This is a genomic window from Pseudomonas sp. UBA2684 (genome assembly GCA_002354655.1).
GTDB lineage: Bacteria > Pseudomonadota > Gammaproteobacteria > Pseudomonadales > Pseudomonadaceae > Aquipseudomonas.
Genome location: DELY01000013.1, coordinates 1 through 8,105, shown reverse-complemented (window position 1 = coordinate 8,105; position 8,105 = coordinate 1). Strand labels below are relative to the sequence as shown.

The 8,105-nt window shown below is 60.7% G+C and carries 7 protein-coding genes; 2 read left to right on the top strand and 5 right to left on the bottom strand.

Translation table 11 applies throughout. The features are described from left to right. Positions 1 to 228: 228 nt before the first annotated feature. The 5 genes from B3M58_RS06435 to gcvA all read right to left on the bottom strand — a co-directional run bounded on the left by B3M58_RS06435 (position 229) and on the right by gcvA (position 5,207). Positions 229 to 444: a DUF1127 domain-containing protein gene (locus B3M58_RS06435; RefSeq protein WP_296217748.1), complete on the bottom strand. Its 216-nt coding sequence runs from the start codon at positions 442 to 444 to the stop codon at positions 229 to 231. A gap of 412 nt (positions 445 to 856) precedes the next feature. Next, entirely contained in the window at positions 857 to 2,293 is a 1,437-nt protein-coding gene (locus B3M58_RS06430; protein ID WP_296217747.1) for an NAD(P)(+) transhydrogenase (Re/Si-specific) subunit beta, read from the bottom strand. Continuing rightward, the gene (locus B3M58_RS06425; RefSeq protein WP_296217746.1) at positions 2,293 to 2,607 is read right to left on the bottom strand and encodes an NAD(P) transhydrogenase subunit alpha; all 315 of its coding nucleotides are present in this window, start codon (positions 2,605 to 2,607) and stop codon (positions 2,293 to 2,295) included. Before B3M58_RS06425 ends, B3M58_RS06430 begins: the two co-directional genes overlap by 1 nt. A gap of 14 nt (positions 2,608 to 2,621) precedes the next feature. Next, positions 2,622 to 3,743, bottom strand: a complete 1,122-nt coding sequence (locus tag B3M58_RS06420) for a Re/Si-specific NAD(P)(+) transhydrogenase subunit alpha (RefSeq protein WP_296217745.1) — start codon at positions 3,741 to 3,743, stop codon at positions 2,622 to 2,624. Between the two features lie 555 nt (positions 3,744 to 4,298). Next, positions 4,299 to 5,207: a transcriptional regulator GcvA gene (gcvA, locus tag B3M58_RS06415; protein WP_296217744.1), complete on the bottom strand. Its 909-nt coding sequence runs from the start codon at positions 5,205 to 5,207 to the stop codon at positions 4,299 to 4,301. A gap of 214 nt (positions 5,208 to 5,421) precedes the next feature. Here gcvA and B3M58_RS06410 point away from each other — a divergent pair, with 214 nt between their 5' ends. Together B3M58_RS06410 and B3M58_RS06405 are read left to right on the top strand one after the other, a co-directional pair. Further along, entirely contained in the window at positions 5,422 to 6,600 is a 1,179-nt protein-coding gene (locus B3M58_RS06410) for an acyl-CoA dehydrogenase (RefSeq protein WP_296217743.1), read from the top strand. A gap of 73 nt (positions 6,601 to 6,673) precedes the next feature. Continuing rightward, on the top strand, positions 6,674 to 7,897 hold the full coding sequence (locus B3M58_RS06405) for a CaiB/BaiF CoA transferase family protein (RefSeq protein ID WP_296217742.1): 1,224 nt from the start codon (positions 6,674 to 6,676) through the stop codon (positions 7,895 to 7,897). Positions 7,898 to 8,105: the final 208 nt, after the last annotated feature.

Genomic DNA, 8,105 nt, shown 5'->3' with positions numbered 1-8,105 from the left:
TTATAACTCAGCTCGCCTTTTTCGACTTGGTCGACGACCGACAATTTAAAAGCCAGCGTGTAATCGCGCTGACTGCGCCTTTTCCTCGAATCCATTGCATCCTCCTGAAAATAGGTCAGAAGGTGTAAACCTTATTCAGGACGGGACAGGTACAACAAAAAAGCCGCCAACGCGGGGCGTGGGCGGCTTTTGTCAGCACTGCATGGCGGGCGGTTTGTACCGCAGCCCTTAGCGCCAGAACGGCTTGCGCAGCTCGGTTTGGCGCTGAACTTCGCTGATTCCGGCGTCGGCCAGTAGGCGACTGTCGAGGCGGGCCAGTTGGCGACGGCTGATGATGCGGCGCTGCCACAGGGTCAGGGCGGCAATCAGGCGCAAAGGCCATGCGGTTTGGTTGTGCGGTGCAGTGTGGTCGAAGAACAGGTCGGAACTGAGGGTACGTTCCATGGTGTACATCCTTCCGCTCGTGGCGGGTCTAGAGAGTGTTTTGCTGACGTGAATAATCCTCCTTCGCCGGCCTAGGCAATAGCCACAGCTGAATGAAATTGTTGTCCTATTAGATAGGTTGCTTTGTAACTGTTGTGCTATTTTTCGCAGTAACTGTATCGGTAATAAGTGAGTTGACGCGTTTTTGCTTTATCGGCAGTGTTTTTATCTGAGAATAATTTCTCTTGCAGTGTTTACCTATAGGTACAGTTATAAATTGATTGGTTGAATGGGCTGACTTGTTGTTCAGCTTTTCAACGAGGTTTGCCGCCATTTTAGGTGATCTGTACCTGTCGGCGTCTGCGCTCAGGAATCCCTTGGATAACAAAAAGCCCGGCACAAGGCCGGGCTTTTGCGTGACCAGGCCGTGCCGTCAGTCGACAGCTTTGACCATGTCTTCAATCACTTTCTTGGCGTCGCCGAAGACCATCATGGTCTTGTCCAGGTAGAACAGTTCGTTGTCCAGGCCGGCGTAGCCGCTGGCCATCGAGCGCTTGTTGACGATCACGGTCTTGGCTTTGTAGGCCTCGAGGATCGGCATGCCGGCGATCGGCGACTTCGGGTCGTTCTTCGCGGCCGGGTTGACCACGTCGTTGGCGCCGAGCACCAGCACCACGTCGGCCTGGCCGAACTCGGAGTTGATGTCGTCCATCTCGAACACCTGCTCGTAAGGCACTTCGGCCTCGGCCAGCAGCACGTTCATGTGGCCAGGCATACGACCGGCAACCGGGTGGATCGCGTACTTCACGGTAACGCCGCGGTGAGTCAGCTTCTCCGCCAGTTCCATCAGCGCGTGCTGGGCACGGGCCACGGCCAGGCCGTAGCCTGGAACGATGATCACGGTGTCGGCGTTGGTCAGCAGGAAGGCGGCGTCGTCGCTCGAGCCGGACTTAACCGGACGAGCTTCCTGAGCACCAGCTGGGCCAGCGGCTTCAGTCGCGCCACCGAAACCACCGAGGATCACGTTGAAGAACGAACGGTTCATCGCCTTGCACATGATGTACGAGAGGATCGCGCCCGAAGAACCTACCAGCGAACCGGCGATGATCAGCATCGAGTTGTTCAGCGAGAAGCCGATACCGGCCGCCGCCCAGCCCGAGTAGCTGTTGAGCATCGACACCACCACCGGCATGTCCGCGCCGCCGATCGGGATGATGATCAGCACGCCGATGACGAAGGCCAGGGCCAGCAGGATGGCGAAGGCGGTGATGTCACCGGTGAAGGTGTACACCAGGCCCAGACCGAGAATCGCCAGGCCGATGGCCAGGTTGACCCAGTGTTGGCCCTTGAACTGTACCGGTGCGCCCTGGAACAGGCGGAACTTGTACTTGCCCGAGAGCTTGCCGAAGGCGATTACCGAACCGGAGAAGGTGATGGCACCGATGGCTGCACCGAGGAACAGTTCCAGACGGTTACCCGCCGGAATCGCATCGCCCAGGGCGGCAACAATGCCCAGGGACTGCGGCTCAACCACCGCGGCGATGGCGATAAACACCGCAGCCAGGCCGATCATGCTGTGCATGAAGGCGACCAGTTCCGGCATCTTGGTCATTTCCACGCGCTTGGCCATCACCGAACCGGCGGTACCGCCGACCAGCAGGCCGACAATCACGTAGCCGATGCCCTGGGTGGCGATTTCGGCCCCGAGCTTGTAGATCAGGCCGACGGTGGTGAGCACGGCGATGCCCATACCGATCATGCCGAACAGGTTGCCGCGCCGCGAGGTAGTCGGGTGCGACAGGCCTTTGAGTGCCTGAATAAAGCAGATCGAGGCAACGAGGTAGAGAACAGTGATCAGATTCATGCTCATCAGTGCTTCTCCACCTGCGCTTTCGGCGCTTTCTTCTTAAACATTTCCAGCATGCGCCGGGTGACCAGGAAACCACCGAACACGTTGACCGCGGCCAGAGCCACGGCCAGGGTGCCCATGGTCTTGCCCAGCGGAGTCACGGTCAGCGCGGCGGCCAACATGGCACCGACGATAACGATCGCGGAAATCGCGTTGGTCACCGCCATCAGCGGGGTATGCAGGGCCGGAGTCACGTTCCATACCACGTGGTAGCCCACGTAGATGGCCAGCGCGAAGATGATCAGGTTGTAGATGCCGTCGGAAATCATATCCATGAGCGGTGCTCCCCTTAGCCGTTAGTGCGCACGACGTTGCCGTCACGGCACATCAGGCACGCGGCGACGATGTCGTCTTCAAGGTTGAGGTGGAACTTGCCTTCGCCGTCGATGACCAGCTTGAGGAAGTCCAACAGGTTGCGTGCGTACAGCGCCGAAGCATCGGCCGGCACCAGGGCCGCCAGGTTGCTGTGGCCGACGATGGTCACGCCATGCTGCACCACCACCTGCTCGGCGACGGTCAGCGGGCAGTTGCCGCCTTGCGCTGCAGCGAGGTCGATGATCACCGAGCCTGGCTTCATTTCCGCCACGGTGGCGGCATGCAGCAGGGTCGGTGCCTTGCGGCCCGGAATCAGCGCGGTGGTGATGACGATGTCAGCCTGCTTGGCGCGCTCGTGCACTGCCTTGGCCTGACGCTCCATCCACGAAGCCGGCATCGGCCGGGCATAGCCGCCCACGCCCTGGGCGCATTCGCGCTCTTCATCGGTCTCGAACGGCACGTCGACGAACTTGGCACCGAGGGATTCGATCTGCTCTTTAACCGCCGGACGCACGTCCGAAGCCTCGATCACCGCACCCAGGCGCTTGGCCGTGGCGATGGCCTGCAGGCCGGCAACGCCAGCACCGAGGATGAGGATGCGCGCGGCCTTAACGGTACCGGCGGCAGTCATCAGCATCGGCATAAAGCGCGGGTAGTGGTGCGCGGCCAGCAGCACAGCCTTATAGCCGGCGATGTTGGCTTGCGACGACAGCACGTCCAGGCTCTGCGCGCGGGAGGTACGCGGTGCGGCCTCCAGGGCGAAGGCGGTGACGCCACGGGCATTGATGCGCGCGATGGTCTCGTTGCTGAACGGGTTGAGCATGCCCACCAGCACAGCGCCGGTTTTCATGTGGGCCAGTTCGGCGTCGGTTGGGGCGACCACTTTCAGCACCAGATCGGCACCGAAGGCTGCAGCATCGTTGCCGATAGCCGCGCCAACAGCCTCATAGGCACTGTCCGGGATGCTGGCGTTGACGCCTGCTCCGCTCTGTACAGTCACCTGATGGCCTTGGCCGATCAGCTTCTTGATGGTCTCGGGCGTCGCGGCAACGCGCGTCTCGCCGGCATGGGTTTCGAGGGGAACACCGATGTGCACTTCAAATCTCCTGCGTGATCTTTTTAGTGAACCGGCGCACTACGGGTGGCGCGCTGGCGAGTGGAGGATCAGCACAAACCCGCCTAAGTAATCGCTGCGATGAAGGCGGGGCGCGGCATTTTGCAGGCGAAGCGTGAGGCCTTCAAGAATTTCTGAAGTAAAACCTTGCGATAACTACAAGTCATAGCATGACTTGCTATCCATGCTTTTGCTGTAAGCCCTTGCCAGGCGTGGTGTGTAGCCTTGCGATAGGGGCCAATTGGCGGAAATAACATCCTCGCCATGAATGGCAGTGCATCAGGTCAATGTTTTACCTCGCCATTAAACCGCCTACGCCTGTGTTTGCAGGTCCTGTGGCGGTTTTACTGTGCAGTAAATAAAACACTTGGCGGTGATGTTGGCGAGGCGAAGTGTAGCGTCTGGCGTAGTTGACTACGGGGTCAGCTTGCTCAGTGTGCTGGCACTCCAGGTGGTCGTGTTGATGTGGGGGTGGCGCGGGCATGCACGCTGGCGCGTGCTGGCAGTTTCGGCGGGCAATGCTTCGGTTGCTGTTGTTTATTCCAGGCCACTGGTCACGGCATAGGCGCGCGCCTCATGTACCAGCCAATCCCGCAGGGCGAGCAGTGCGACGGACTCCACCTTGCGTTCGGGGATGATCAGGTAATACGCCTTGTCGTTGCGGTAGGCGTGCTCCAGGGCAATCACCAGACGGCCTTCGGCCAGCTCGCGCTGAATCAGGAAGGGCGGAATCAGTGCAATGCCCATCTCATGCATGGCCGCTTGGGCGAGCATGGAGAACAGTTCGTAGCGTGGCCCGCTCATATCCCGAGCAATGGTCACGCCAAGCGAGTTGAACCACTGGCGCCAAGCGTAGGGGCGGGTCGTTTGCTGCAGCAACGGCAGCGTGGCCAGTTGCGTTGCGCTCAACTGTGCGCACCCATCGAGCAGGGCTGGGCTGCACACCGGCATCGGATTTTCGCGCATTAGCAGGTGCGATGAGGTGCCTGACCAGTCGCCATCGCCGAAATACACCGCCGCATCGAATTCGGTGTCGGCAAACAGAAAGGGTCGTGTGCGGTTGGTCAGATTGACCGTGATCTCCGGGTGCAAACGCTGGAAGTCTTTCAGCCGTGGCAGCAACCACTGTGTGCCGAAAGTCGGTACCACCGCCAGCTCGATGCTCATCGCACCCTGCTGGCCCATTACGGCGAGGGTGTCGCGCTCCACTGCGTCAAGTTGCGTCGCCACTCGGCGCGCATAGGACAACCCGGCTTCGGTCAGCTTCACTCCGCGGCGTGAGCGACGAAACAGTTCGACGTTGAGGAATTCTTCCAGGCTGGCGATTTGTCGACAGATGGCGCTCTGCGTCAGCGCCAGTTCCTCTGCGGCTTTGGTGAAGCTCTGGTGGCGCGCTGCCGACTCGAAGGCGACCAGTGCGGTGGTGCTGGGGATCTTACGGCGCATCTGTGCGGCACTCTCACTTTGTTGGGCAGTTAATGCCAATTAAAGCTATCTCGAAGTGCGCTAACCGCACAACTACGTGCGAAATACTCGTTTGCCCTGCGCCTGCACGGCGCCTAGGATCAATGTCATCTCCCCGTGATGGCGGGCTTGGTTACGCTGCAATCGTGCGTAGCGCTCAGGCGGCCCTTCCATCTTTAATCTAGAGGTTTTCGCGATGGCCAAGGCAAGCTTCAACTGGATCGACCCGCTGCTGCTCGACCAGCAACTGACCGAAGAAGAACGCATGGTACGCGACAGCGCCCAGCAGTTCGCCGCCGACAAGCTGGCCCCGCGCGTGCTGGAAGCCTTCCGCCACGAGCAGACCGACCCGAAAATCTTCCGTGAGATGGGTGACACCGGCCTGCTCGGCGCGACCATTCCCGCCGAATACGGCGGCAGTGGCCTCAACTACGTGTGCTACGGCCTGATCGCCCGCGAAGTCGAGCGTATCGATTCCGGCTACCGCTCGATGATGAGCGTGCAGTCGTCCCTGGTGATGGTGCCGATCTTCGAGTTCGGCAACGAAGCGACCAAGCAGAAGTACCTGCCGAAACTGGCCAGCGGCGAATATATCGGCTGCTTCGGCCTGACCGAGCCGAACCACGGCTCGGACCCGGGCTCGATGATCACCCGGGCGAAGAAGGTCGACGGCGGCTACCGCCTCAGCGGCAGCAAGATGTGGATCACCAACAGCCCGATCGCCGATGTGTTTGTGGTCTGGGCCAAGGATGACGCCGGCGAGATCCGTGGCTTCGTCCTGGAAAAAGGCTGGCAGGGCCTGAGCACCCCGGCGATCCACGGCAAGGTCGGCCTGCGGGCCTCGATCACCGGCGAGATCGTTATGGACAACGTGTTCTGCCCGGAAGAGAACGCCTTCCCCGACGTACGCGGCCTGAAAGGCCCGTTCACCTGCCTCAACTCCGCCCGCTACGGCATCAGCTGGGGCGCGCTGGGCGCGGCCGAGTTCTGCTGGCACACCGCGCGCCAATACACCCTCGACCGCACCCAGTTCGGCCGTCCGCTGGCACAGACCCAACTGATCCAGAAGAAGCTCGCCGACATGCAGACCGAAATCACCATGGCCCTGCAAGGCTGCCTGCGTCTTGGTCGGATGAAGGACGAAGGCACCGCTGCGGTGGAAATCACCTCGATGATGAAACGCAACAGCTGCGGCAAATCCCTGGATATCGCCCGCATGGCCCGCGACATGCTCGGCGGCAACGGCATCAGCGACGAGTTCGGCGTGGCCCGCCATCTGGTCAACTTGGAAGTGGTCAACACCTATGAAGGTACCCACGACGTCCATGCGCTGATTCTGGGTCGCGCACAGACAGGCCTCCAGGCGTTCTTCTGACTCTCGCCGCACGTTCCTTTCTATCTATATAGAGAGGACGTGTCCGCTCCGCTTTCTACTTCTAGGTGATCTTATGGCTGGCGCCCTCTCGCACCTTCGTGTCCTCGATCTTTCGCGTGTGCTTGCCGGGCCGTGGGCCGGGCAGATATTGGCGGACCTCGGCGCCGAGGTTATTAAGGTCGAGCGCCCGGGCGTTGGCGACGACACCCGGGCTTGGGGGCCGCCGTTCCTTAAGGATGCGCGTGGTGACGACACGTGCGAGGCGTCCTACTTCCTGGCAGCCAACCGCAACAAGCAATCGATCACCGTCGACTTTACGCAGGCCGAGGGGCAGCGCATCGTGCGTGAGTTGGCGGGGAAAGCCGATATCCTCATCGAGAACTTCAAAGTGGGCGGCTTGGCGGCCTATGGTCTCGACTATGCCACGCTGAAGGCGCTCAATCCGCGCCTGATCTATTGCTCGATCACCGGTTTCGGCCAGGATGGTCCCTACGCCAAGCGCGCCGGTTACGACTTCATGATCCAGGGCCTCGGCGGGCTAATGAGCCTGACTGGGCGCGCCGATGGTGAAGAGGGCGCCGGGCCGGTCAAGGTTGGCGTGGCCTTGACCGATATTCTCACTGGCTTGTATTCGACAGCGGCAATCCTTGCGGCCCTAGCCAGTCGTGAGCAGACGGGTAGCGGGCAGCACATCGATATGGCATTGCTGGATGTGCAGGTTGCATGCCTGGCCAATCAGGCGATGAACTACCTGACTACCGGGCAGCCGCCGCGGCGCCTGGGCAACGCCCACCCGAATATTGTGCCGTACCAGGATTTCCCCACGGCCGATGGTGACTTCATCCTCACCGTGGGTAATGATGGTCAGTTCCGTAAGTTCTGTGAGGTCGCTGGACATGCCGAGTGGGCAGATGACCCGCGGTTTGCCAGCAATCAAGCGCGTGTTGCGCATCGCGCAGAGCTGATCCCGTTGATCCGTCAGGCCACGGTATTCAAGACCACTGCGCAATGGGTGGCAGTCCTGGGGCAGGCCGGCGTGCCCTGTGGACCGATCAATGACCTGCAGCAAGTGTTTGCTGACCTGCAGGTGCAAGCCCGTGGTCTACGTATCGAGCTGCCACATCCGCTGGCTGGCACGGTGCCGCAGGTGGCCAGCCCGATTCGCCTGTCAGAGACGCCTGTGCAATACCGCAACGCACCGCCCTTGTTGGGCGAGCACACCGAGCAGGTATTGCAGCAGTGGCTAGGTTTGAGTGCCGAGCGTATAGCTGAGCTACGGGTTGTCGGCGTGCTCTGAAGGGTTTGCGCAGGCGTCAGGTTGGGTCTGTCGCGGCCATTCTGGCTGGTAGGTGGCTGCGGTTGTTTGGTGGATGGCTTCGGTGGGCAGGTAAGTAGCCCTCCTTATATATGAAAGGTGGTCTTCCGTTTGCGGTGCCTCTATGTGGATTGGTAACGGTGTTTTATGGCTAATCCTGGGTGCTACTGAATAAAGCCTTGACGTGTTG

What these genes read in the sequence shown, in the direction of transcription:
- B3M58_RS06435 (WP_296217748.1), bottom strand. Translation starts at nt 444, where the DNA reads ATGGAACGTACCCTCAGTTCCGACCTGTTCTTCGACCACACTGCACCG.
- B3M58_RS06430 (WP_296217747.1), bottom strand. Translation starts at nt 2,293, where the DNA reads ATGAGCATGAATCTGATCACTGTTCTCTACCTCGTTGCCTCGATCTGC.
- B3M58_RS06425 (WP_296217746.1), bottom strand. Translation starts at nt 2,607, where the DNA reads ATGGATATGATTTCCGACGGCATCTACAACCTGATCATCTTCGCGCTG.
- gcvA (WP_296217744.1), bottom strand. Translation starts at nt 5,207, where the DNA reads ATGCGCCGTAAGATCCCCAGCACCACCGCACTGGTCGCCTTCGAGTCG.
- B3M58_RS06410 (WP_296217743.1), top strand. Translation starts at nt 5,422, where the DNA reads ATGGCCAAGGCAAGCTTCAACTGGATCGACCCGCTGCTGCTCGACCAG.
- B3M58_RS06405 (WP_296217742.1), top strand. Translation starts at nt 6,674, where the DNA reads ATGGCTGGCGCCCTCTCGCACCTTCGTGTCCTCGATCTTTCGCGTGTG.